Origin of the sequence: Enterobacter cloacae complex sp. 6730903 (genome assembly GCF_048283985.1) — a bacterium.
Lineage (GTDB): Bacteria > Pseudomonadota > Gammaproteobacteria > Enterobacterales > Enterobacteriaceae > Enterobacter > Enterobacter hormaechei_C.
In genome coordinates this window covers 1-265 of sequence record NZ_JBLVXX010000237.1, presented here as the reverse complement: position 1 = coordinate 265, position 265 = coordinate 1, and the positions used below count along the sequence as shown (strand labels likewise).

At 37.7% G+C, this 265-nt stretch carries 1 protein-coding gene; it reads right to left on the bottom strand.

Annotated features, from left to right (window positions below; genetic code table 11):
- Positions 1-229: putative solute-binding protein (locus ACNQ0W_RS25730; protein WP_417933348.1), on the bottom strand; the 229-nt coding region annotated here is incomplete at its 3' end.
- Between the last annotated feature and the right edge of the window lie 36 nt (positions 230-265).

Genomic DNA, 265 nt, shown 5'->3' with positions numbered 1-265 from the left:
GGCCACTATTAAACTTTTTCACAAAATCGGTAATCTCAGAAGGAATAGGCTGGGCACCTACACTTTCAACCATAATTTTCTGGGCTGCGTCATATTGCAAAATAGCAAACTTAGTCCCACGTACTTTCTCAATTGAGTTGAGGTTTCTATCTCTTACAAATAAGTATGCTAGTCCAATCTGGACAATTCCAACCACCTCATAGTTTGTTCCATTTTGTGTGGTTAGCATGCGATGTTTATTACGTTGATCTAAAACGTAACTAAT